At 67.9% G+C, this 22859-nt stretch carries 16 protein-coding genes and 2 pseudogenes; 10 read left to right on the forward strand and 8 right to left on the reverse strand.

The window, feature by feature from the left end:
* Positions 1–2 precede the first annotated feature (2 nt).
* A complete protein-coding gene (locus tag F0L68_RS18745) occupies positions 3–1178 on the reverse strand; it encodes an ATP-grasp domain-containing protein (RefSeq protein WP_188316659.1) in 1176 nt (391 codons plus the stop codon).
* A 418-nt stretch (positions 1179–1596) separates the two neighbouring features.
* Between F0L68_RS18745 and F0L68_RS18750 the strand changes: the two genes are divergently transcribed.
* The 5 genes from F0L68_RS18750 (at position 1597) to F0L68_RS18770 (ending at position 8362) form a co-directional block, all read left to right on the forward strand.
* Positions 1597–4215 carry a hypothetical protein gene (locus F0L68_RS18750; protein WP_149850898.1) on the forward strand — a complete coding sequence of 873 codons (2619 nt, stop codon included), beginning with the start codon at positions 1597–1599 and terminating at the stop codon, positions 4213–4215.
* A gap of 11 nt (positions 4216–4226) precedes the next feature.
* Positions 4227–4799 carry a hypothetical protein gene (locus F0L68_RS18755; protein WP_149850899.1) on the forward strand — a complete coding sequence of 191 codons (573 nt, stop codon included), beginning with the start codon at positions 4227–4229 and terminating at the stop codon, positions 4797–4799.
* Positions 4800–5191: 392 nt separating this feature from the next.
* Complete coding sequence (gene tmk, locus F0L68_RS18760) at positions 5192–5815, forward strand: dTMP kinase (protein ID WP_149850900.1); 624 nt, start codon at positions 5192–5194, stop codon at positions 5813–5815.
* Positions 5812–7122 (forward strand): B12-binding domain-containing radical SAM protein, encoded by a 1311-nt coding sequence (locus F0L68_RS18765; protein WP_149850901.1) that lies wholly within the window; start codon positions 5812–5814, stop codon positions 7120–7122. Before tmk ends, F0L68_RS18765 begins: the two co-directional genes overlap by 4 nt.
* 37 nt (positions 7123–7159) lie before the next feature.
* On the forward strand, positions 7160–8362 hold the full coding sequence (locus F0L68_RS18770) for a DNA glycosylase AlkZ-like family protein (RefSeq protein WP_149850902.1): 1203 nt from the start codon (positions 7160–7162) through the stop codon (positions 8360–8362).
* Here F0L68_RS18770 and F0L68_RS18775 read toward each other — a convergent pair.
* Positions 8359–9453, reverse strand: a complete 1095-nt coding sequence (locus F0L68_RS18775) for a Shedu anti-phage system protein SduA domain-containing protein (RefSeq protein WP_223198926.1) — start codon at positions 9451–9453, stop codon at positions 8359–8361. The two genes, F0L68_RS18770 and F0L68_RS18775, sit on opposite strands and share 4 nt — an antisense overlap.
* Positions 9454–9840: 387 nt before the next feature.
* Between F0L68_RS18775 and F0L68_RS18780 the strand changes: the two genes are divergently transcribed.
* Both F0L68_RS18780 and F0L68_RS43575 read left to right on the forward strand, forming a co-directional pair.
* The gene (locus F0L68_RS18780; protein ID WP_149850904.1) at positions 9841–10158 is read left to right on the forward strand and encodes a MazG nucleotide pyrophosphohydrolase domain-containing protein; all 318 of its coding nucleotides are present in this window, start codon (positions 9841–9843) and stop codon (positions 10156–10158) included.
* A 549-nt stretch (positions 10159–10707) separates the two neighbouring features.
* Positions 10708–10998, forward strand: a pseudogene (locus tag F0L68_RS43575) (MFS transporter); the annotation flags it as partial.
* Here F0L68_RS43575 and F0L68_RS43580 read toward each other — a convergent pair.
* Positions 10917–11327: a hypothetical protein gene (locus F0L68_RS43580; RefSeq protein WP_223198921.1), complete on the reverse strand. Its 411-nt coding sequence runs from the start codon at positions 11325–11327 to the stop codon at positions 10917–10919. The pseudogene F0L68_RS43575 and the gene F0L68_RS43580 sit on opposite strands and share 82 nt — an antisense overlap.
* 287 nt (positions 11328–11614) lie before the next feature.
* Between F0L68_RS43580 and F0L68_RS18790 the strand changes: the two are divergent.
* Positions 11615–12379 (forward strand): annotated as a pseudogene (locus tag F0L68_RS18790) (lysozyme); the annotation flags it as partial.
* Positions 12380–13006: 627 nt separating this feature from the next.
* On the opposite strand, the gene F0L68_RS18795 reads toward F0L68_RS18790, so the two are convergent.
* Positions 13007–13570, reverse strand: a complete 564-nt coding sequence (locus F0L68_RS18795; protein WP_149850905.1) for a GNAT family N-acetyltransferase — start codon at positions 13568–13570, stop codon at positions 13007–13009.
* A 154-nt stretch (positions 13571–13724) separates the two neighbouring features.
* Positions 13725–16373: a PKD domain-containing protein gene (locus F0L68_RS43585; RefSeq protein ID WP_276313864.1), complete on the reverse strand. Its 2649-nt coding sequence runs from the start codon at positions 16371–16373 to the stop codon at positions 13725–13727.
* Between the two features lie 268 nt (positions 16374–16641).
* Here F0L68_RS43585 and F0L68_RS18805 point away from each other — a divergent pair, with 268 nt between their 5' ends.
* Positions 16642–18048, forward strand: a complete 1407-nt coding sequence (locus tag F0L68_RS18805) for a M20/M25/M40 family metallo-hydrolase (RefSeq protein ID WP_149850907.1) — start codon at positions 16642–16644, stop codon at positions 18046–18048.
* A gap of 48 nt (positions 18049–18096) precedes the next feature.
* Entirely contained in the window at positions 18097–18588 is a 492-nt protein-coding gene (locus tag F0L68_RS18810) for a hypothetical protein (protein ID WP_149850908.1), read from the forward strand.
* A 22-nt stretch (positions 18589–18610) separates the two neighbouring features.
* Here the strand turns inward: F0L68_RS18810 and F0L68_RS18815 are convergent, their stop codons facing one another.
* From F0L68_RS18815 to F0L68_RS18825, 3 genes are all read right to left on the reverse strand, one after another.
* Positions 18611–19480: an LLM class flavin-dependent oxidoreductase gene (locus tag F0L68_RS18815; protein WP_149850909.1), complete on the reverse strand. Its 870-nt coding sequence runs from the start codon at positions 19478–19480 to the stop codon at positions 18611–18613.
* Between the two features lie 41 nt (positions 19481–19521).
* Positions 19522–20334 carry an alpha/beta fold hydrolase gene (locus F0L68_RS18820; RefSeq protein WP_149850910.1) on the reverse strand — a complete coding sequence of 271 codons (813 nt, stop codon included), beginning with the start codon at positions 20332–20334 and terminating at the stop codon, positions 19522–19524.
* A 176-nt stretch (positions 20335–20510) separates the two neighbouring features.
* Positions 20511–22820 (reverse strand): hypothetical protein, encoded by a 2310-nt coding sequence (locus F0L68_RS18825; RefSeq protein WP_188316662.1) that lies wholly within the window; start codon positions 22818–22820, stop codon positions 20511–20513.
* Positions 22821–22859 lie beyond the last annotated feature (39 nt).

Consider the following 22859-nt stretch of genomic DNA (forward strand, 5'->3'; position numbering starts at 1 on the left):
CGTCAGATCGGCTGCTTCTCGGGCACCGGGTGGCCGGCGATCTCGATGGTGTCGGCCAGGCCGTCCAACGCGCGTCGGCAGGTGTCCTGGTCGTCGGCGACCGCGAAACCCGCCGCGGCGCGGCCGAACACGAACGCCCCCGGCGGGCGGAGCAGCGTGTCCCCCTGCCCCGCGAGCGGCCGGACCTCGCTGATGTGCGGCGGCAGACCTGCCGGGTCGACGCGCACCCGCTCGACCACCAGATCCCGTGCCGGGTAGTAGAAGCGGACCGCCGCGGTGCGCGCCCTGCGCGGCCGGAGGTCCGGCATCCTCCGCGCCGCGAGGTCGGCCGCGGCGAGCGCGAGGTCGATGCCGGTCGCGAGCAGCCCGACGTACGGGATGAGGTCGCCGCCAAGGCGGCCGTTCACCTCCACGATGCGGGGGCCGTGCCGCGTCAACCGCACTTCGGTGTGCGTCACACCGTGGTCGAAACCCAGTGCGGAATGCGCTGCCCGCACGAGCTCCGTCAACTCCCGGTCGCGCAGCAGCGGATCCTCGGCCGAGATGACGTGCCCGGTCTCCTCGAAGGTCGGCGCGAGATCGAACTGCTTGTGCGACACGAAGACGGGCCGCACCTCGCCTTTCCAGACGACCGAGTCGATCGCGATCTCCGGGCCGTCCAGGTATTCCTCGACCAGCACGTCCTCGTCGAACCGGGGGACGTCGTCGAAATGCGCCGCCTTGGTGAAGGCGAAACGCTCGACCAACTGGCCGGGACCGTCGACCTTCGCAACGCCCTCGCTGCCGGCCAGCGCCCGAGGCTTGAGCACCACCGGATAGCCGATGCGCTCGGCGGCCCGCTGCGCGCCGGCCAGGTCGGTGACGCCGATCGACTGCGGCCCCAGGTCGCCCGCCTCGGTCATCAACTGCCTGGACAGCCGCTTGTCCCGGCACGCCAACACCGACCGCGCCGACGTCGTTGGCAGGCCCAACGCCTCGGCGATCGTGGCGCCGGCCACGATCCGCAGTTCGTCGTAGCAGAGGATGCCGGCCAGCGGCCGGGTCTCGCGCAGTGTCCTGACCGCCGCGATCGCGGCGTCGACGTCGAGGGCGTCCACGAAGGTCTGCCCGGCCAGGTAGGGCGTCGCCCAGTCGGCCGGCGAAGAGGACAGCAGCCACAGCCGGAATCGCCGACTCACCGAACGCAGTATCCATTCCCGGTACGCCTGGAAACCGCTTCCGACCAACAGAAGCGTCGCAGAACTGTCGGTGGTCCACACGTCATCGACCATCAACGCCGAACCTTCCAGATAGTCATTACCACTACCGCAGCTGGCGAATACTCGGTCGGTTTGGCGCGAAAGAAACGCGTTCGGTGCGTTCGTCACTCTAGGTTCGGCAATGTGGGCCAACAAGGGGCCAGCTGGAGCATTCGCCTGCGCACCGCGGCCGCGCACCGGCGAGCGGCGGATCGTTCGAACCCGATCGGACCCGGCAGGAAGTCGGTCCTGGCGACAGCAACGTGATCGCGGTCCGGCTGAACCCGTGTCATCCGGATTTCATCGACCACCGTTAGCGTCGGCGTGCTGCATCGCACCGACGTCGGGGAGACCTTTCGTGACACTGCGGTCGCCTGGCCAGAAGCTGCTCGGTCTCGGCGCCATCGCCATCGCGGCACTGCTGTCCGTGGTGCTCGCGCTGACCGGCGGCCCGATCCTACTGGCCGGCTCGCCGGTCGCGGTCGACGCGAAACTGGTGAGCGGCAAGGCACTCGACGGTCTCGGCGCGCTCGCCGACGTCAAGTTGACCGGCGAGGTCTACACCGACGACGGCGTCCCGCTGCACGTCGACATCGTCACGCTCGCCACCGGCGACACCTCCGCGATCGTCACCGATCCCGGCGGCGGCGCCGCGGAGTTCCTGGTCACCAAGAACTCCGCGTCAGTCAAGGCCAACAACACCTGGTGGCTGGACACGATCCCGGCCTTCGCGCAGACACTCGCCGACAAGTGGGTGAAGGCGGACGACTCGATGGGCTTCCCGGTCGGGATGCTCGGCGCGCTCGGCGGCCGGCAGCTCGCCGACACGATCCGCAAGGGCACCACGGGAAAGCCGTGGACCGCGCAGTCGGTCACCTACCGGGACGGCACCCCGGCGCTCGCGCTGACCACCGCCAGCGGCGGCTGGACCGTCTACGTGTCGACCACCGACCAGCCCGCCGTGCTCGGCATCAGCGGTCCGCTCGCGGCCGGGCCCGTGAAGCTTCGCGCGCAGCTGCCGACGAGTGCCGGCGGGTACTCCCGCACCGATCTTCGCGTCGCCCCGGCCGACGACCCGTGCAAGAAGACCGCCAACAGCAAGGTCGAGGAGGCCAAGCCGCAGGCCGTCGCCGCACCAGCGCCGCCGGAACCGCCGTCGGTCGCGCACGGACCTCGCGTCTCCATATCCATCCCGCCGATTCCGACCTGCGTGGACGTGCCGGCCTGCGCGGTCACGATCATCGTGAACAACGGCGGCGACCGACCGGCCACCGGGACGGTGCAGTACAGCGCGTCCAGCGGTGGCGGCGGGGCCTCGCCGGTGGCCGCGCCGCCCGGCGGCTCCGCGTCGCTGTCGTTCATGGCGACCAACCCGGCGGCGTCGTGCACACAGACCTGCGACCGCCAGTACACCGTCGAGGCGATGTACCTCGACATGTCGGCAGGCTCCGACCTCGACACCGGCAAGAGCCTGCACGACAGGGGCATCGACCCGAACCGGCCGATCGCCGACGAACCCGGCGTCTCCGGGCCGGAGATCAACAAGCTCGTCAACGGCCTCGCCGGCACGCTCCCCCAGGCGTCCGGGCTGGTGAACCAGGGGGCCAGCAAAGAGAACCAGGTCATCTACCAGCGGACCAAGGCCGCGCACCGCAAGCGGGTCGTGAAGATCGTCGAGGACCTGCTCCAGCACGGCGCGGCGTTCACCACACCGCCGGGCGGCAAGCACCCGATCGCCGAGATCCTGGACGCCAGCGACGCCGCGACCACCGACGACGACCGGGCGTCCTGGGTCGGCGCGCTGAGCCTGCTTGCCGGGCTCGTCTACGATCCGAACCGGCAGCCCGGCACGGTGTCCGTGCAGAACGGCTTCGTCGTCGACGACCAGTACCAGCGGATCTACGCGGTGGCCAGCGTCGCCGGCCAGGAAACCAACAAGAAGAGCCAGCCCAACGTGCCGCTGCCGACCAACCAAGACCTCTTCAGATCGCTCAACACGCAGTTGCAGCGGGCCGTCGACAGCCTGTCCGCCGCCACGCTGAAGCCGACCTACGCACGGGTGGCCTACCTCGGCTTCGGCCCGAACGCCGGCCCGCTCTCGTCGTGGTCGCTGACCCAGTTGCTCGACCACTTCGCCGCGCAGGCGTCGGCCTCGGTCCCCTCGCCGCGATCGCTGCTGACCGACAAGTCCGGCAAGCTCAGGATCGGCGAGCTGGTCGTGGCCAACGAGCGAAGCAGGGACGTCAAGGCCGATCCAAGGTATGGCGGCGCGTACGTCCTCGACAACCCCATCCTGCGCAGGATGACCGTTGTCGCGCAACCGAACGCGCCGCCGACCACGCCGCCCCCGGTCACCAGCCTGTACCGGTCCGACGTCAACCGCCAGCACGCCAGGGGCGGCGACCTGCCGGACCCGACCGACCTGAGCATTAGGCCGTCGGTCAGCGGCGGGCACCAGGGCGGCACGGGCGCCGCCGAGAAGACGGAGTACCCGCTGAGCTGGGGCGAGGCCGAGATCGCCGAGGCCGAGCGGCAGGTCATGGCGAACAACCAGCCGGTCGGCGGCCAGCCGTTGCTGATCCCGAACGAGTACGGGACGCCGGAATGGGGTTGGCACTACAAGGGAGTCGCCACGGTCAACGGCACGCCGGTGGACCTGGACATGTTCGTCTTCGCCGACGGCGGCTTGCGAACCTCGTACCCTGACGGGAAGTCGACGGTCAACACCAACTTCGCGAACGGCAAACCGATCACCGACCCCACCATAGTGTTCACGAACCCGTCGCCGCCGGCGCAGAAGCCGCCGGGCACGCTCAAGCGGGAGACCGCGCTGCCGAAGTTCGACCGCTCGACCGAGAGCTGGACGCACGTCGGGAAGGACAAGGGCGGCAACACGAAGAAGGTCGTCAGGGACAAGAACGGCCAGGACACCGAGACCATGGTGACCCCGGCTCCCACACAGACGAACTGCCCGTAGAGGAGCACTCCGTGACCGAGTGGCGCGCCGCATCGGTCGAGCTGACCCGGCGGTTGACCGGCCGGCTGGCCGACCACGTGCTGGTCTCGGCGCGGTCCCTCCTCGCGGCGGACGAGCGGGACGTCATGGCCGGCATGCTCGTGCACACCCTTGCCCTGTTCGGCATACCCGTCGACCAGCACGAGCTGGACCTGCTGAGCGTCGTGGCCGGCCGGCCGGACGAGCCGGTCGGCGGCGTCGTGCTGGAGCCGGACGCCGGACGCCTGCGCTACCGGTTCGAGCCCCGCACCCCGGGACCGCCCGACCGGGATCTCGACCACCGCCACGTGCTCACGTGGGCGGCCGGCAACCCGACGACGGCCCGGCGAGTGCTGCTGGCCTGGCGCGAGCCCGAGGACGGCGCGCCGATGCCGCCGGGCTGGATCTACCTGTTGGAGATCGCAGAGCCCGGCGAGGTCGCCGGCGTGCAGGCAGCGGTGCAGCTGACCCCGGGCGCGGTCGGGGTCGAGGTGATGGCGACGGGCGAGCACCTGCCGCCCTACCAAGCCGCCGTTCTCGCCGCCGGACGCCAGATCTGGCCCTGACCGCCGCACGCGATACGGTCCGCGCCACCGCGGCCAGATCACCAGAGGCCATATCGCGACAGCCTGACGAGAACACCGCAGCCTTCGTGCTGATCGCGTTCCAAACCACCATCACAGACGCTGCCCGGTAAGCTGCACGCACTTGCACACTGCGAATACCTCCAACAAGGCATACTGCGGGCAATTCGAGAAAGGAACTTCTCGAGGCATGCTGGCAACGGCCCCGGCGACACAAACGCACGTATAAAAATCTCCAGGCAAGGCGAGATCAACAAGTGCCAAGCCGAAAGATCATGTTGTCCATCCAGCCTCCGACCAACCCGACTCGCACCTTCCAAACCCATCAGAACGCGCCTACTGTGGCAGTGTGAGCGCACTGAGAGGGTGACAAGATGTCCGAGAAGTACGGGCTCTTCATCACACTGGACGGCCCCAGCGGAGTCGGCAAGACAACGGTAAGCGCATTGCTCGCGGAGAAGCTTGCCCCGCACTCGTCAGGCATCGTGCTCACGACCACCCCGTCAAAATCCAACATTGGAGAACTTGCCCGTCGCTCGACCTATGATCTCCACGGCCTGGCACTTACTTGCCTCGTTGCAGCGGATCGCTATCACCACGAACAGACTACGGTGCGCCCCGCCCTTGAGGCGGGCAAGGTCGTCGTCTGTGATCGGTACGCTCCAACCTCGCTTGTGCTTGATCCGCAGGATGGCGTTGACATCGCTTTTGTGCGCAGTCTCTACAGATGCATCCGTCTGCCAGACATCGCCTTCATCCTGATCGGCGACCCCGCCCTCTGTGCAGAGCGTACTGCCAGACGCGGGACCTACAGCCGCTTTCAACCCACGAGTCCAGCCGACAGCACGCGCGAAGTCGAGGGCTTCAAGGCCGTCACCGCGGAGCTGGTGGCCGATGGCTACCCCATCCATCTCCACAACGTCCACGACGCCACCGCCGACCATGTGGCTGATGTCTTACTCAAGGTGATCTTCGAAGCGAACGAGGGCGGGCTATGAGGGTGGCGTTGCTCTATCCCGAGGTCTACGATATGGCGCGCTTCAAAGAACACCGACGTGAGTTCCCTCCCTTTGGCGTGCTCTACCTCGCGGCGGTCGTCGAACAAGCGGGCCACGAGGCAGCGATTCACAAGGTGACACCCCAGACGACCGAGCTGGATCTCACGAGCTTCGACGCCGTAGGGTTCAGCCTAGCGAGCTCAGCCACCTACGGCTTCATGCGCGAGGCGCGGGAACGCTCGTGCATTCGAAGTGACGCGCTGGTGATGGTTGGCGGTGTGCACTGCAACTTCTACCCTGAGCAGAGCCTCACGGACTTCCGGGCGCACGTGGCGAGCGACGGAGAGTCCGAAGAGACCATCCTCGCCATCCTGGAGCGGGCTCACTCCAAGCAGTTCCTGGGCGTTGCCGGAGTGCTGTGGCGTGATGGCTGGGAGCTGAAGCGCGAGCCCTCACGGCCGCTGCTGAAGAGCATCGACCATCTGCCATTGCCCGCCCGTCACTTGTTGCCTCAGGACGACTTCGTGATCTCCGATCGACTGGCCGGTACAGACACCCGGATGGCGCACGTCATGTTCAGCCGAGGCTGTCCCTTCCCGTGCAGCTTCTGTGCCGCCGGACAGACCCGTATCCAGTACCGCAGCGGCGCCAGCGCGAGGAGAGAACTCATCCACCTCAAGGACTCCTACGGCATCGAAGGCTTCGCCATCGTGGACGACAACTTCATCGTCAGCAAGCAGAAGGTCAGTGACATCTGCGAGCAGATCGAAGATCTCGGGCTCAAGTGGTCGGCGCTGTCGCGTGTGGACACCATCGACGAGGCGCTGCTCAGCAAGATGGCTCGGTCTGGCTGCATCGAGGTGAAGTACGGCATGGAGTCGGGCAGCGAACTGCTACTAAAGACGATGCGCAAGAACACCAAGCGGGAGCAGATCAAGCGAGCCGTTCACGCAGCCGTCGATGCAGGCATCGAGGCCAAGGTGTTCATCATCCACGGCTTCCCCGGCGAGAACATGGAGACCACCAGGGAGACCATCGAGCTACTTGGCGAACTGGGTTCGACACTTTCGCGTGTCTCACTCTTCCGGTTTGTACCGCTCCCCGGTACCCAGGTCTACGACAAGGCCGAGACATACGGGGTGCGTGGTACCCATCTCCAAGCAGACTGGGACGGCAACTGGTCAAAATTCCACATCCACCACAACGAGCGCCAGTGGTGGGGCAGTGATGATGACTGGCAGGAGACGGAAGAGTCGTATCTGGCGCTCAGGGATTTCGTGGAAAGCAATTGGAACGCGCAGGGTTGACAGAACCAGTGGATCTTACATGTGTTAGCATCACCGCATGGTTGCCGCCCAATTCCCGGTGTCTGCTTCACATACGCTCAACGATACCGATGCGCGGTACCTCTGGAACTGGCTCCTCCGGTGTCAAGGCCTGGCCAGCGAGACCAAGCTAAACTCAGTACTGGAAGTCGCCGGCGCAAGCCTTGGACTCCACGCTGCCCGGCTACCATCGCCGTTCGCCACGGTTCTGGCCCGAAGTGTCGATCCAACGGTCGCTATGAGTCTGTTCTCGTCCCGTACCCGCAGCGACGTGACGACCGTTCGCTGTATGCGCAAGACCCTACACACGTTGCCGCTGCCACTCGCAGCAACAGCGCACGGAGCCACACGTCACTTCCGCGAACGTGATGCGCTCCGGGCCATCACCAACGCGGGGATCAGTCTTGACAGCATCTCCCGCGTAACCGGCGCAATCTCAAGACTTTTGGAGCAGAACGGACCGCTATTCCACCGTACCATTGAGACCCGACTGGCCAGCGCCAGAACAACGACGGTCACAGTGCGCCTAGCCCTCAAACTCGCCTGGGAATGCGGCCTTCTGACGTACTTCAACGACACCACGGGCTGGAACCGCGAACACCGCAAGTTTGCGGTTACCACTGTGTTGTATCCCCAGCTTGACATGCAGATGGATCGCGCTATAGCCGTCGGCGAACTTGTGCGAGCCTACTTTGATCGCTACGGCCCGGCCAGCCTGAAAGATGTGATGTGGTGGTCAGGACTCTCCCAATCTGCGATCACCGCAGCGATGGCTGAATCGTCCCGCGCATGGGTAAACGTGCAGACCCCCTGGAGCCCTTCACCGCAGTATATGCATAGTGACCGACTGGAAGCCTTCTATGCTATCGCGCCAACTAAACAAAAGACTGGCCTTAACTTCTTGGCCCACGAAGACGTGGCACTCAAGGCGTATTTTGAGACGCGACAGCGCTATCTCGGCGCTCTGCCTGCGAACAGAGCTTTCAACCAGATCGGAGAGGTGCTGCCAACCATCGTATATGAGGGCCAGGTCGTCGGGACGTGGGCTTGGGATGCTACACAGAAGGCGATGATCTGCTCGCTGACCCGAGGGTTAACATCGCCGGAACTGCGGCGAGAGATCCGGAGGGAAGCTGCCAAACTCACCGGAGCGTTGCGACTGGGTTGGTCGGGCACACCAGCTCGGCAGCCAGCGAGCGGTCGACTGACCGAGACGATCTAGAACGGCGGCCCTTCTGGTTCCAACTGCGGTTCTTCGGGTTCTGGAGCCTCCGCGCCGAGCGTTAGCGCACTCTCCGCTCCTTGAATGAGATCAGCGTAGGTAATGACTTCAATCCGTGAGAGGTGCGCGTTATATGTCCGCAGCGTTTCCGCGATATCCTTGGCGTCGACCTTCTCAGCGTACTGCGGATGACCGATGACAACAGTGGCAAAGGCGCGCCGGCACTCAATGCCAAGCGCCCCCTTGATGACATGCCGATGCTCATCCAATTCGCGCAAGTAGTTGGCGACCTGACCAACAGCTTCATTCACCTGCGGACCAACCACATGGTGGTTGCGATACTTAATGACGAGGTCGCCGATGTTGGCAGTCTTGAGTTCAACGACATGCAGCGCACCATCGGCTCGAATGAGCGGTATATCGAGCTGATCGAGCACCGTCAGCGAACGACGACTCGCTTTGGCGATGAAGCGGCCGCCGAACATCCACCAGCCATCGGCCAGGATGCCCTGGAGGACGTTCTCCCCTGTCGACGGATCACTTACCGCAGCCTTGAGTCTGGCGATGACGTCCCGCTGTCGCGCAGTCTGGATACCGTCGAGCAGCACTCGACTGGCTTCATGGTGTGCGAGAACCTCCGCAGAGTTGGGAGCATCCGCTAGCGCCTGGGCGATCTGCACGAGTTGCGAAGCGTCAGCCTCACCAGCTTGCACCTTCTCAACGACCGAGGCCAATGGGCTATCATTACTGATGCGATGATATACGCCGGCTTCTTCAAGCTGACCGTTCAGGAACGCGGCGAAAGCGGCGACCTCATTTTGTTCGCAGTACCAGGTGTTCTCTGGCTTCTCGTCAAAAGCGAAGCCTGGACCATCGGACTTCACGGCCCAGGACTGCACCCGGAGCTCACGTCGCTTGATCTCGCCCGTCGTCTGATTACCGAAGAGCCACAGAGTTGCTGTCTTGTACGCCTGCGGCCCCTTCTTCACGACGACCGTCTGAATGTCGAAGCATCCAGTAGGCAATGGACCGCTCGTGATCCGCAACTCCAAAGCGGCTGCAACACTCTGCGTGTCCCGCTGGGCGACCATGCCGCGCACCACCTGTCTGGTACAACGTGCTCTATTGGATTGACGCCACTCCGCAGCGAGCACCATAGCCCGCATACAGTATGCCCGTACATCGCCCATCACGTTGTCGACGTTACGAGTGCAGCCTTAGGGCGAGCCGATCGCGTGAAGACCGGCGCATACAGCGCAGATCTGCCACTAGAGGTCAACTGAGCTAGCGTCCTAAGATCAAACTACTGCCGGCAACCGCAAACTGTACCGCAATGGTTTCTCGTCGCCGCAATTGGGGGCTCGTTGATGTTACTGAGCTGGGCTTTTGCGTTCTAGCATCGGCGTGACTTGCCGCCTGTCTCGCGAGTGCTAAAGTACCTCGCACCCTTCATCCTCCAGCCCGCGCGAGGTCCGCACATGCTTCCGTTGAAGCAGGCATCATCACTCGACGATCTGCAACGCTACGTTGCAGAGATGGAAGAAGAACGCGGCTTCACCGGCAGCACGGTGCTAGAACAGGGTCTCAAACTCGGCGAAGAAGTCGGCGAACTCTTCAAAGCCATTCGAAAACACCAACACATGTCAATCGACAGCACGTCGATCATCGGCAGCGTGGACGAAGAACTCGCCGATGTGCTGATCTACATCTGCGCCATCGCCAACCGCATGGGCATCAGCCTGGACGAGGCGCTGCGCAAGAAGGAAGCGATCAACGAGACGCGGGTGTGGGCGTAGAGAACGGAGGGGCTCGCCGTCAGTCACGCCGCGTAAGTCATCGTGGACGAACTTGTGCCTGCCCTTGTCCACCATCTTCCGTTGCGCTACCGCGTTGCCGAGTAGTGGTGGATGCACTCTCAAGGGCACTGCCACGTCCACCAGCTCGCTTGGCTTCGTGTCGGGGATAGGCACCCGGGGCGGCGAGTGCAACATCCCCAGCCTGGCAGCCTCCCAAGGTAGGTCACCCCCGACAACCTCCCAACACGAGTCAACAGCGTCCCACGCCCGAGGCCGGCACCCAGTCGTCCGAGGCTGCGGTGTCGAGGGCGGGCACAGACCATCGCGCAGTTACACGAAGACGCACTTGACGCCGTCGTCCGCGCCTCCGCGGCGCGCGACCACCGGCGTCGGTCCGTGGTCAGCCGTGCTGCGGGGGCGTCACCAGTGCCTGCAACAGGCCGCGCAGGGACTCCTGCTGGTCGGTGGTGAGCGCGCGAGGTGCGAAGGGTGGCGCTGTCCGTCTTCCCTCTCGTGCTGGTCGTCTTCAGCCTCACCACCGGCGAGTTCGTGATCGCCGGCATCCTGCCCGACGTCGCCGGCGACCTCGCGGTGTCGATCCCGGCGGCCGGCCTGCTGGTCACCGCCTACGCGGTCGGCATGATCGTCGGCGGCCCGGTGGTCACGTTGTTCATGGCCCGCCTGGCCCGCAAGCCGCTCATCGTCGGCCTCATTCTCGTGTCCGTGCTCGGCAACGTGGGCTCGGCGATCGCGCCCGGCTACGCGGTGCTCCTGGTGGCGCGCTGCGTCGCCGGCCTGGCCGTGGCCACGACCGGGTCAGTGCTGGCGGACCTGCGGGTGTTCGCGAACCGGCGGCTCCAGTTGGCGATCGCCCTCACCGCGCTCGGCAACGTCCTCGGCGGGCGACTAGCCGACCGGGCCCTGATGCCCGCGCTGACCGGCCTGCTCGCCGCCCTGGCCGGCATCCTGGCCCTGGCCTGGCTGGTCGGCGAGAGCCCTGCGCCCGCAGCGATCCTGACCTTCACGCTCGGGACCCTGGCGTTCGCGATCGTCCCCGGCATGCAGACCCGCGTGCTGACCGCTGCCGACACGGCTCCCACGCTCGCGGTCAACGCCGCAGGCTTCCAGCTCGCCGCCGCGTTCGCCGGCTGGCTCGGCGGCCGGGTCATCGACGGCCGAGACCTCGGGTCGATCTACCCGGCCGCCGCGCGCATCCCCCGCGCAGGTGATGCGCGCGGCGACCGCCGCGATCTCCTTTCGGCAGGCGGAGTCGCCGGCATCTCGGCGTCCACAAGCGACAATCCACTCGACACTGTCACGATCGTCCACTTGCGCAGGTGTCACATCAGCCACAGCTATTTACAAGCATCACTCCCGTCACGCACACTCCGGGAACAGCGCGGAACCCCTCGGCGCGATCGGCGTCGACCCGCCAACGGACGACGGAGGTGGCACCATGCGCGGTGGCACGGCACGGGCGGTCCGATACCTGTGCGTCGCGGCGGCGCTGGCCACCGTCGGCTGGGCCGGCACGCGGGACGGGCAGCACGCCGCCGACGCGGCCGCGCCGCCGCAACGGCTGGTCGCGGAGGCGTCCGGCGGGCAGGTGTCCGGGATGGACGTGTCGGCCTGGCAGGGCAACGTCGACTGGGACGCCGCTTGGCGCAACGGCGCCAGGTTCGCCTACGTCAAGGCCACCGAGGGCACCACCTACACCAACCCCTACTTCGCCCAGCAGTACAACGGGTCCTACGACGTCGGCATGATCCGGGGCGCCTACCACTTCGCGCTGCCCGACCGCGCCACCGCGGCGGACCAGGCCGACTTCTTCGTCGCCAACGGCGGCGGCTGGTCGCCCGACGGTCGCACGCTGCCGCCGATGCTCGACATCGAGTACAACCCATATGCCGGTGGCACCTGCTACGGCCTGTCCCAGCCGGACATGACGGCGTGGATCAGGCAGTTCTCCGACCGGATGCACGAGAAGACCGGCCGCTGGCCGATGATCTACACGACGACGGACTGGTGGACCACCTGCACCGGCGACCAGCAGGGCTTCGCCGCCACCAACCCGCTCTACATCGCGCGCTACGCCAGCACGGCGGGGCCGCTGCCGGGCGACTGGCAGTACTACACCCTGTGGCAGTACTCCGACTCCGGCCCGCTGCCCGGCGACCAGGCCGTGTTCAACGGCGCGGTGGACCGGTTGCGGGCGCTGGCCGGCACGGCGGACACGCCGCCGACCACGACCACCCCGCCGGCGCCGCCGCCGACGACCACAGCACCACCAACGACCACCACTCCCCCGGCGACGACCACGTCCCGGCTCGCGCCGTCCAGCAGGACGACCGCGACGACCACGCCACCGCCATCATCCCGTTCGACCACCACGAAACCGGCCGCGCCCACGCCGAAACCCACGACCTCGTCGGCGCACCCCACCTCGGCGTCGGTCCGGCCCGACGCCGGCAGGGCCGCGCAACCGCCAAAGCCCCCGGCCCGGCCCGCCACCCCGGCCGCCACGAGGACCCCTGCCCTGGTCCCGGTGCCGAGCAACAACCCGGCCCCCGCCGTCGCCGTGGTGCCGGGCACGACCACGACCACAACCACCACCGCGCCTACCCTGGTCGCCGCGCCGACGGTGCCGGCCGAGGCGCAGACGTCGTTGGCCAACACCGGATCCCAGCCCGCGCGGCTGGTGATCCTCGGCCTCAGCCTGATTTTGCTCGGGGTCTGCCTGGTGATCATGTTGCGCACGCCGACGCGCCGCCGAGGGTGAGCCCCGGTTTCCCCTGGCCGGAAACAACTATCCGGAACCAACTAGCCAGAATCGACTAACCGGAATCGACTAGGGCGTCGACCGGGCGGCCCGCCACTCCGGCGCGAGCACCGACCAGATCTCCAGGTCGTGCCGCACGCCGCCCCGGCGCGGGTTGCTCTCCCGCAGCACACCGTCCCTGCGCATCCCCAGCCGCCGGGCCACGCTGATGCTTGGCTGGTTCTGCGCCGAGACCTGCCACTCCACGCGGTGGATGCCACGCTCCTCCACGGCCCAGTCGATGATCACGCGCGCGGCCCTGGTCGCCAGTCCCCTGCCCGCCGCCGCCGGCTCCAGCCAACAGCCCGCCTCGGCGTTGCCGCGCTCGACGTCCATCACCCGGAACAGGACGCCGCCGACCAGCGTGCCGTTCAGCCACGTTCCGTAGATCCGCCCGGTGTCGGCGATGGCCTTCTCCGCGTACCCCACCAGGAACGCGCGGGCCGACGCCAGATCCGTGACGGCGTCCGACAGACCGATGTGTTGTCCGATGAACTCCCGTCCCCGGTCCATGTGCGCCAGGAACTCCCCGGCCCGCCACGGTTCGAGCGGACGCAGCTCCGCGCCGTCGTCGCCAAGGGACATCGAGAACATCGCGACCATCCATGATCGAAGTCACCGAACCACGGGAGACTCCCAGGAACGGTGGCCTCGGCGCAAGCCGTTTCGCCGCGGCCGCTCCCGACGGCGGCGCCGAGGACCGCTCATGGCAGGTCCCCGGCGCCAGATCGGGTGGGCAGTCCGCGCGTCAGCTCACGTTGACGGCGGTGTCGTCGATGACGAACGAGGTCTGCTTGGTGTAGTCCTCCGCGCCGGTGAACTTCAGCGTGACGGTCTGCCCGGCGTAGGCGGCCAGGCTGAAGCTCCGCTTGGCGTAACCGGTGTTGTGGTCAAGGTTGGAATAGGTCGCCAGGGTCGAGAGCACCGTGCCGGAACCGTTGAGCACCTGGACCTTGAGCGTGTCGTACGCGGTGGAGGTCGTCGTCTCCGCGGTGTCGACGTGCAGCCAGAAGTTGAAGTCGTAGGTGCTGCACCCGGCCGGCAGGGCGACCGACTGCGACAGCGTGTCGGTGTGGGTGGTGCCGTAGCCGTCCAGCCAGGCGTCCCAGCTGCCGGTGTGCGCGGGCTCGTTGCTGCTGTTGTTGACCACGCCGGACGACGCGGACCACGGCGCGGCGGTGCCGGTCTCGAAACCGGGGTTGCCCAACGGTTGGGACACGGGGCAGCCGCTGGGAGTGCCGGTCGCCTCGTTGCTCTGCGCGCCCTCGCCGAGGGCGTTCACGGCGGTCACCTTGTAGTAGTACGCCTGGCCGTTGGTGAGACCCGTGTCCGTGCAGGAGAGCACGGCGCCGAGTCCGCTACAACCGCCCGAGGTCAGCAGCGTCTCGCCGCCGCTCGCCGTGCCCCGGTAGACCTTGTAGGAGGTGATGGACACGCCCCCGTTGTTGGCCGGGGCCGTCCAGTTCAGGGCGACCTGGCCGTTGCCGGCGTTCGCGGTCAAGCCCGTCGGCGCACCGGGTGGCGTCCCTGCGATCGGCGAGGCGGTGATCGTCACGGTCGACGTGGCCGTGTTGGCCGGCGCGGAACTGTCGGTGACCGTCAGCGTCGCGGTGAACGTCCCGGCGGAGTTGTAGGTGTGGCTGGGGTTCTGCTGCGTGCTCGCCGCCGAACCGTCACCGAAGTTCCAGCTGTAGGAGTACGGCGGGGAGCCGCCCGTCGCGGTGCCGGTGAAGGCGACCGTCAACGGGACCTGGCCGGACACCGGCGTCGCGGCGGCGGTGACCGCGAGCGGGTTGCCGACGGCGTTGACCGTGGTCGTCACGGTCGACGTGGCCGTCTTCGCCGGCGTGGAACTGTCGGTGACCGTCAGCGTCGCGGTGAACGTCGCGGCGGAGTTGTAGGTGTGGCTCGGGTTCTGCTGCGTGCTCGCCGCCGAACCGTCACCGAAGTTCCAGCTGTAGGAGTACGGACCCTGGCCGCCGGTGGCCGAACCGGTGAAGGACACGCCCAGCGGTGCGTTGCCCGTGGACGGGGTGCCGTTGGCCGTGGCCGACAGTGGTGCGGTGCCCTGGGTCCAGAGGTCCCCGAGCGGGTCACCGAGGCCCGACTGGTCGGCGGTCGTCATGGGGAACGTCGCGAGGCCGATGCTGTTGTTCGGGTCGATGGCGCCGGGGTGCACGTTCTCCATCACGCGTTCCATCGCGGCGAGCACGTTGTCCGTGGTGTAGGCGACGTGGCTGACGTAGTGCTGCTTCAGGTAGGTCGGCGAGGCCACGATGACGGTCGGCACGCGGTAGGTGTTGCTGACGTGGTCCGGGCCGTTGCTGCCGTTCTGGGTGTCGTCCTCGGTCACCACGATGAGCGTGTTGTCCTTGTAGGACGCGTTGTTCATGATCGAGTCCACAACCGACTTGGTCGCCGCGTCGTTCTTCGGGATGTCCTGGTACGTGCCAGGGTGGTCGTTGAAGAGTTCGACATAGGAGTAGGTCGGCAGGCCGTTGGACGCCACGAAGTTCATGTAGTCGTTCGCGATCACCTGGTCGTCGTCGTTCTGGCCGCAGCAGGTGTAGTGGTTGTAGTTGAGCTCTTCCGGGATGCTCGTGCCCGGCCGGTTGACCGGCAGCGCCTCGATGGCGTTGGTGGCCGGGTTGCGCCAGTAACCGCTGCCGGTGTTGAGCATCCAGTAGAAGTCGCCGTTCATGATGAACGGGAAGGTGCCGCTCGAGTTCTTCAGGAAACGGTCGAACTGCGTCCCGCTGGCGGCAGGGTAGGACTGCTGCTGCGAGTGGGAGGCGGACTGGGCCGAGAACAGCCACCAGTGGTTGGGGCCGCTCGGGGGCTGGGTGCCCGTGCTGTAGCTGTCCAACAGCGCGTAGTTCTTGGCGAGCGTGTGGAGGTTGGGCACGGAGCTCACGTGGTTCGTGCCCTGCACGACGCCGTTGCAGCCCGCCTGGATCGTGCTGGCGCAGTCGCCGAGGTAGTCGTCGAAGGTGTGGTTCTCCCGGTACAACACCACGACGTGGGTGAACGGCGGGAAGTAGGGGGCGGTCGGGCTGGCCGACGCCACCTTCGACTGCGCCGACGTGGTCGCCCACTGGTTGTCGAGGTGGAAGTTCTTCGGCTGCGGGAACTGCGTGAACTCGACGCCCTTCTTGGCGAAGGTCGCGCCGGTGCAGTCGTAATCGTCGGCCTTGTACGATTGCGGGCGATCACCCTGGGGAAGATCCTTAGCGTCCTCGGGGTCAGCGCTGGCGTCCCAGTTCTTGATCGTGCATGAGCCGACGCCCGTCGCCGGGCGAGCTGCCGCCGCTTCGGCCTGGTCAGAGGCGTCCTCGTGGCCGATGAGCAGGCTCGCGATAACCGCGCCGATCGCTAATGCTGGCTTCCATCGCATCATCGAAAACTCCTTCGACAGAGCCGCAGGGCGTGGTACGTGACGACCACCGACACCCATTAGGCCCGAGGCCCCGGACCCACCTCAAGTATTCGAGTCCACCGTTCACTTATCATTCGTTGACGGTTGACCAATGCGGGCGCGCGTATTTCGTGGAAGCCCACGAAAAGGACTCTTCGGAATTGGGTAAGATTGTCGGGGATGCGAACGCGCCGCACCACTGCGCCGGGTGGCGGTAGACGCGGCCCCGCCGCGTGCGTAGGACGGGAGCGTGACCCCGCGAAGCACACGCCGGACGTTCCTGACCGCCACGACCGCACTCGGCGCTGCCGTCATTGCGGGCGGCGCGGTCCCGGCCGGCGCGGCCGAGCTCGGCGATCGCGGACCGGGCGGACCGGTCCGCCCGCAGCAGCCGGACCAGGAGCTGCGGGCGATCCTCAGGGAGCTCGACGAGCGGCGGATCGAGGCAATCGTCCGGCAGCTTGCCTCGTTCGGCACGCGGCACACGGCGTCCTCGCAGACCGACCCGAACCGGGGCATCGGCGCCGCGCGCGACTGGCTTTTCGGGCAGTTCCAACAGATCGCGGCGACCTCGGGCGGGCGGATGACCGTCGAGCTCCAGACCTACGTGCAGCCGCCAGCCGACCGGATCCCGGTGCCGACGACGATCACGAACGTCGTCGCGACCCTGCGCGGCGCGACCGATCCGACGCGCGTCTACGTCGTGTCGGGGCACTACGACTCGCGGTGCACCGATGTCCTCGACTTCACCAGCGACGCGCCGGGCGCCGACGACGACGCGACCGGCGTCGCCGTGGCGATGGAGCTGGCGCGGCTGTTCGCCACCCGCCCGCCCGCCGCGACCGTCGTGTTCACCGCCGTGGCCGGCGAGGAACAGGGCCTCTATGGCTCGCGGTTCCAGTCCAAGCAGTACAAGGCGGCCGGCACGGACGTCCAGGCGATGTTCACCAACGACATCATCGGCGCGAGCCGCGCGGACGACGGCACGCACGATCCGTTCGCGATCCGGTTGTTCGCCGAGGGAGTGCCGACCGCGGAGACCCCCGCCGAGGCGTCGCTGCGCCGCAGCATCGGCGGCGAGAACGACTCCCCGCCGCGCCAGCTGGCCAGGTTCGTGCGGTCGGTCGCGGCGAACGAGGCGACCGGCATGGACGTCCGGATCGTCTACCGCCGCGACCGGTACCTGCGCGGCGGCGACCACATCGGCTACCTCGAGCAGGGCTATCCGGCCGCGCGGTTCACCGAGCCGCACGAGAATTACGCGCACCAGCACCAGAACGTCCGCGTGGAGAACGGCCTCCAGTTCGGCGACCTGCCGGAGTTCTGCGACTTCGCGTTCACTGCGCGGGTCGGCCGGGTGAACGCGGCGGCGCTGTGGTCCCTCGCGAGCGCGCCGGGCACGCCGAAGGGCGCGCAGCTCCGCACGGCCGTGCTGGCCAACGACTCGGATCTGTTGTGGGACGCGGTGCCCGGCGCGGTGGGCTACGAGGTGCTGTGGCGCGAGACGACCGCGCCGGACTGGACGCACGTCATCGACGTCGGCACCGCCCTGGCCGCGAAGGTGAACCTGTCCAAGGACAACGTCTTCTTCGGGGTTCGCGCGGTCGGCCCGAACGGCCACCGCAGCCCGGTCGCCTTCCCGTCCCCGACCAACTAAAGAACGGTTTCGGCCCGCGCGCGGTGTCCTGCTGGCACACTGGCCGCCATGATCGAGACCGCATCGCTCGCAGGTTTCTGGGCCGCCCATGGCATCTGGAGCGTGTCCGATGGTGAGACGTTGATCCCGATGCTCGGCTACGAGCAGCCCGACGGCGAGCGCGGCATGACCCGCTTCGTGCTCGACGACCTCGGGGACGGCGCGCGTGCCGCCCAGGAAGCGTTGGAGGCCAACGCGGACGGCGCGCACCGCGCGGTGGCCGTGGTGGACGCCTACCTGCACCTGGAGGAGGGAAAGACCGACGCGTTGATCATCGACGCGGTCAGGTACGGTCTGACCCCGGGGACGATCAGGCTGGCCGTGCCGTACCGCCCGAAGACCGACTCGACCGAGTTCGCCGTCCTGCGGCCGCAGATCATCGAGATCAACGGGTTCGACAGCCAGGACTTCGAGGCCGTGGCGGACGCGTTCTTCTCCGGCGTCGACTCGCACGAGCAGGCCGCCGCCGTGTGGAACGCCCACCTCGACCCGTCGGCCTGACCGCCACCAGGGCGCCGAGCGGTCACAGCGCGGGCGGCCCCTGGTTGACGCGCCGCAGCACGGGCGCGAGCTGGTGGAGTTCGGCGCTGGTGATGAGCTGGCGCTCGTCCCACCAGGTCGCGCCCGCGTCGGCCAACGGCTGGATCAGGTCGCGTGCCTTGGCCGGGTCGCCGGGGCTGATCCCGCCGAGCACGATCTCGAACGGACTGTCCTGCCGGTCCTCCCGATGCCGGCGCACGTAGTCGACCAGCTCGCGGACCTGTTCGACCGGCGGGGCCTGGCCGTGCCGCACGTCGGCGAACAGCGGGACGGCCCCGTCCCACCGGGCGGCCCGGCGCATCGGCCTGCGGTTCGGCCAGAACCCGCCGACCCAGACCGGCGGACGGGGACGCTGCACCGACGCCGGCAACAGGGTCACGTCGTCGGCCACGAAGTGCGGCCCGTGATGGTGCACCGGCTCGCCGGACCAATAGCGTTGCAGCAGCCCCAAACCCTCGTCCAGGCGCTCGGCCAGCACGACCGGGTCGGTCGGCTCGCCGAAGCTGCCGAACTCGTCCGCGATCGGCCCGCCGAGGCCGGCGCCGAAGATCACCCGGCCGCCGCTGAGCGAGTCGAGGGTGGCCACCTGGCGGGCCAGCTGTTCCGGCCGCCGCCTGGCCACCGGAGTGACCAGCGTGCCGAGCCTGATCCGGGAGGTCGCCAGCGCGGCGGCGGTCAGCAGCATCCACGGATCCCCGAACGGCTGGCCCCGACGAACCTGTTTGTCGTGCACGACGTGGTCCCAGATGAACAGCGCGTCCCAACCGGCGGCCTCGGCCTCCACGGCCACCCGCGCGACCGTCCTGGCGTCGGCGAAGTCGCCGAAGTTCGGGATGTTGATCGAGAAGCGCATCCCGGCATCGTGCCCCGCAGTGACGCGGCCGGGCAATGGGATTAAGCCTCCTCGTCGAGGAACTCCGCCAGCATCGGCAGCAGCAGGTCCACGCGCTTGGTGGCGTTCATGTGCGTGGTGTTCGGGAGCACGGCCAGGTGCGAGCCGGGGATCAGCTCCTTCATCAGCGCGCCGTGCTCGATGGTGACGAAGTCGTGGTCGCCGATGATCAGCAGCGTCGGCGCGGTGATGCCGGCCAGCTGCTCGTCCGACCAGCCCTTCAGGTCGGCGTTCGAGCTGGACAGCGTGCCGAGGAACTCGTCGAAGTGCTCCGGGTGCGGCGACAGCCGCTGGTAGGCGTCGCGGAAGTCGGCGAAGTCCTGCGGCGTCGGCATCCTGGTCGACGTGGCGAACTTGGCGGGATCCATCAGGTCCCCGTGCATGCCGTCCGGCCGGACGCTGCCCGAGACCGGGATGATCGACCGGACCCTCGTCGGGTGGTTGACGGCGAGTTCCAGCGCTACCGCGGCGCCCATGCTGTGCCCGAGGACGTGCGCCCGGTCGATGCCGAGGTGGTCGAGCAGCGCGACGACGTCACCGGCCAGCGCGGCCGGGGTGATGGCCCGCTCGATGTCGGCCGTCCGGCCGTGCCCCTGGAGCTCGACGCCGATGACGAGGTGGGTGCGCGCGAGCGTCGGGATCAGGCCGGCGAAGTTCAGGTCGATCGTGAGCATCCCGCCGTGCAGCAGCACCAGCGGCGTGCCCCGGCCGTGCAGCTCGTAGTACATGTGCAGGCCGTTGACGTCGGCGTACCCGCTCCGGCCGGTGGCCTCGGTGCCGGTGGTGTCGCTGCCCGTGGTGCTGCCGTGGGTCATGACGTGATCCTCTCATCGATCCGAACGTCCTGCTGACGCTCGCGACTGTCGGTGCCGTCATGACCACGTCGATCGGCCGGACCCGGAATCGACACGGCCGCGAAAAAATCTTGAGAATTCGCGCGCGGGACGCGAGTGCCCTGGTGCGGCGCCGGGCACTCGCGTCCCGCACCCCGTCAGACCACGTCCGGGGTGTCCGTGAGGCCGTAGTAGATCCGGGGCGCGCCGTCGAGGCGGACGGTGACGTGGCCGGCGTTCACGGTCAGCGACCGCTCCCGGCCGATGCAGTCCACCTCGCACACCGTCGAACCGGCGGCGACCAGCGTCAGGTCGGTCTTGGTCGGCCAGTCGTCGACCCACACCTCCGGCGCGGCGAAGTAGTCCGAGGCGGTGCTGTGGTTCGGGTTGAGCACGTAGCCGTCCTTGCGGCTCCAGAGGATCGACACCGGGCCGCTCGGCGTGCTGAACAGCAGGCCCTTCAGGTCCGGGTCAGGCAGGGTCAGCCAGCGGACGAAGGTCGCCTCGTCCAGGATCCGCGCGGCGGTCGCGTACGCCAGCAGGGACGGCTTCGCGCTGGTGTCGCGGTTCATCAGCCCGTAGTGGTACTCGGGATCGGCCGGGTTGGCGATCTGCGGCTTGCCGAGCACGCTGTCGTGCAGCTGGTACCAGTTCACGCAGCGCACGCCCTCCGCCCTGGCGAGCGCCAGGGTGAGCAGGACGTTCTCCGCGGCGTGCCGGTAGGTGTCGTGCCACCAGCTGTTCGGCATCGTGCACGCGTAGGACTCGGTCAGCCACAGCTCCTTCTGCCCGTACTCGGCGATCACCTGGCCCGCCTTGCGCAGGCTGCCGAGGAAGTTCCAGTACGTGCCGTTGGTGCCCATGGTCCAGTCAGAAGGCGCCGGCGCGTAGTCGGGGGTGAAGTTGCCCCGGCCGGGGTGGAAGGCGAACCCGTCGATGAGGTCCCAGCCGCCGACCTCGTGGAACTTCGTCGTCCACACGTAGTCCATGCCGGACAGGCCGCAGTTGAGCACCTTCGTCGACGCGCCTGCCGCGGTGAGCCGGTCGCGGACCGGGCGAAGGCCGTCCGACACGTAGGAGGCGGCGGTCTGGTCGGTCAGGAAAGGCCGGTTCAGCTCGTTGCCGACCTCGAAGTGGCGGGCGCCGGAACTGATCGCGAGCTGCGTGTTGGTGTCGGCCCACGCGGCGATCGCCGCCGGGGTGCCGCCGAGCGGAATGCCGTGCAGCTCGACGTTGTGCGCGATGCCGGCGGCGTCCAGGGTCGACACCGGCAGCCCGGGCGCCCCGTCGTAGGCGATGCGCACCCACCTGATGCCGAGCAGCTGGAGCAGGCCGAGCACGGCGTCCGCGTTGGGTTGCAGCAGCCAGGGATAGTTGGCGAGGCCGAACATGCTCGCGTCGCCGGCCCGGTAGTCGTAGCTGGGCAGCACGGTCAGGTTGGTGCGGGCGAACGCCTCGTCGCCGCCCGAGGTGACCGAGGTCTCGGTGAACGCCATGCCGCTGGCCGGGGAGGTCACGGTGAAGGTGAAGTCCTGGACCGCGCCGGCGGCGACCGTGCTGTCGACGGTGCGGCTCGCCAGCACCTGGCCGTCGAAGTCCTTTGCCCACCAGGAGATCCGCACGTAGCGGGCGGTGCTGCCGCCGTTGACGACCTGGGTGTGCAGGTCCATCGGCTGGCCCGCGCTGTGCCACAGGTTGAACGGCTGGTCGGTCCACATCTCCACGCCGAGCGGCTGGGCCGCGCCGATCGCGCCGGCCGCCGGTGGCCGCATGGCACCGAGCACCAGGTCCGCGTCGGTGCTGGCGCCGCCCGAGGTGGCCGTCCCCGGCGCGTGCACCCAGGAGGCGGTGGTCCAGTCCGGGCGCGAGCCGGCGAGCCGGACGAACGCCTTGGTGTCGGGCCAGGTGTCCTGGTACACCACGCCGGCGTTGGTCTCGTAGGGCACGCCGCCGCCGGTGTCGCGGTTCCACCTGGTGAGCGCGGTGGCGGTCTCGGGCGCGGACGGGGTCAGCACGGTTCGGCCGATCATGAAACCGGCCGGCAGCAGCGTGGCCGGCCCGGTGACGTCCCAGTGCAGGTGCGCGTGGTGCGGCGTCACGTCGAACCGGCCGCGCACGGTGATTCCGTTGGCCGCAGCGGGCAGCGTGTAGTCGAGCTGGATCGCGGGGCGGCCGTCGGGCAGCGTGACGAGCGTCGGCGTCGCGCCGGTGGTCGGCTGGGATCCCGCGACGCTGTCCTTGATCATGAACCGGGCCAGCCTGATCCGGTCGACGCCTGCCCCGTCCCGGACGGTGACGCTGCCGTCGGCGGCCGCGGTCAGCGTGATGCCGTCGGCGGAGATGGTGACCGGGGTCGACGCGGCCTGCGCGACGCCAACGGGTAGCAGCGAGCCGGCCACGCCGGCGAGTGTCGTGCCGAGGAACAGGCGACGGGAGACGCCATGCTCGGCGGTGGGGTCGTCAGACATCGGATTCCCTTTCCTGACAGGGGGACCACGGGTTCGTGC

Origin of the sequence: Solihabitans fulvus (assembly GCF_008386585.1) — a bacterium.
Taxonomy (GTDB): domain Bacteria; phylum Actinomycetota; class Actinomycetes; order Mycobacteriales; family Pseudonocardiaceae; genus Solihabitans; species Solihabitans fulvus.

Coding starts and splice junctions, on each gene's coding strand:
- tmk (WP_149850900.1), top strand. CDS start 5,192: ATGTCCGAGAAGTACGGGCTCTTCATCACACTGGACGGCCCCAGCGGA.
- F0L68_RS18765 (WP_149850901.1), top strand. CDS start 5,812: ATGAGGGTGGCGTTGCTCTATCCCGAGGTCTACGATATGGCGCGCTTC.
- F0L68_RS18770 (WP_149850902.1), top strand. CDS start 7,160: ATGGTTGCCGCCCAATTCCCGGTGTCTGCTTCACATACGCTCAACGAT.
- F0L68_RS18775 (WP_223198926.1), bottom strand. CDS start 9,453: ATGGTCGCCCAGCGGGACACGCAGAGTGTTGCAGCCGCTTTGGAGTTG.
- F0L68_RS18780 (WP_149850904.1), top strand. CDS start 9,841: ATGCTTCCGTTGAAGCAGGCATCATCACTCGACGATCTGCAACGCTAC.
- F0L68_RS43580 (WP_223198921.1), bottom strand. CDS start 11,327: ATGACCCGGCCGCCGAGCCAGCCGGCGAACGCGGCGGCGAGCTGGAAG.
- F0L68_RS18795 (WP_149850905.1), bottom strand. CDS start 13,570: ATGTTCTCGATGTCCCTTGGCGACGACGGCGCGGAGCTGCGTCCGCTC.
- F0L68_RS43585 (WP_276313864.1), bottom strand. CDS start 16,373: ATGATGCGATGGAAGCCAGCATTAGCGATCGGCGCGGTTATCGCGAGC.
- F0L68_RS18810 (WP_149850908.1), top strand. CDS start 18,097: ATGATCGAGACCGCATCGCTCGCAGGTTTCTGGGCCGCCCATGGCATC.
- F0L68_RS18815 (WP_149850909.1), bottom strand. CDS start 19,480: ATGCGCTTCTCGATCAACATCCCGAACTTCGGCGACTTCGCCGACGCC.
- F0L68_RS18820 (WP_149850910.1), bottom strand. CDS start 20,334: ATGACCCACGGCAGCACCACGGGCAGCGACACCACCGGCACCGAGGCC.
- F0L68_RS18825 (WP_188316662.1), bottom strand. CDS start 22,820: ATGTCTGACGACCCCACCGCCGAGCATGGCGTCTCCCGTCGCCTGTTC.